Here is an 848-nt window from a genome sequence, read left to right as displayed (position 1 = left end):
GCCGGGTTGGCCGTTTCCGCCGGTGCCGCCCTGACCACCGGCCTGTCCGGTGGCGGTGCCGGGATCACCGGGATCACCAGGGCCGCCGGGATCACCAAGGCCGCCGCTGTCGGCCTGGCCGGCCGGTGGCGCCGGCAGCGGATTGACCCCATTAGCACCTTGCTGACCCAGCCCACCCGCCCCACCGACCCCACCATTACCGAACAACCCGGCATGACCGCCGGCCCGCCATTGCCGCCCACACCACCGACCGTAACGGCATCCCGACCGCCACCCCCGGCCCCGCCGTTACCGAACCACCTCCCAGCCCCACCGTGACCACCAGCAGCGCCGACACTCCCTGCCCCGCCGGCCCCACCCGCACCGGAAAAACCCGGCATTGCCCCCTACCACCAGCCTGCGCCAACGGTCAGCTGGTGACCATTGACCGGTTCGGTCGCCAGGGCAGTTGAGTCATACTGCATCACAGCCTCCTCGCTGCTTACCTCAGTGCGGAGGCACCCGATTGTTGGTACCGGGGCGTGACTGCCGGTTTGCTCACTGAACGGCGCTCTGGAGGCGCAAAGCCCTGTCGACGGTCACCACACCCCGGGTAACCGCCCAGCCCCGCAAAACTCCTGTCGGACATCCAAACGCGTCCAGCATCAAAGGCGGTGACCAGACGGCACCTCTAGTGGATTGCCTTGGACGCTTTGCGGTACTGACCTCTTTGCGGTACTGACCTCGTAGTTTGTTGGTTACCTGCCGTCACACGGCCATATCGATCTTGCCCTCCACATCGGGCACGCCTTCAGCGCTACGCGCTCAAAAGTAGGTGAGATACGTCAGATTGGCTCGGGTGGGTGTTG

Annotated in this window: 1 pseudogene; it reads left to right on the top strand. The window is 66.4% G+C overall.

The annotated features are described in order from the left end of the window. Window positions 1-318, top strand: a pseudogene (locus tag F0Q45_RS29795) (hypothetical protein); the annotation flags it as partial. Window positions 319-848: the final 530 nt, after the last annotated feature.

The organism is Mycobacterium simiae (assembly GCF_008370645.1).
Classification (GTDB): domain Bacteria; phylum Actinomycetota; class Actinomycetes; order Mycobacteriales; family Mycobacteriaceae; genus Mycobacterium; species Mycobacterium simiae_A.
This window is presented reverse-complemented; position numbering and strand designations above follow the sequence as displayed.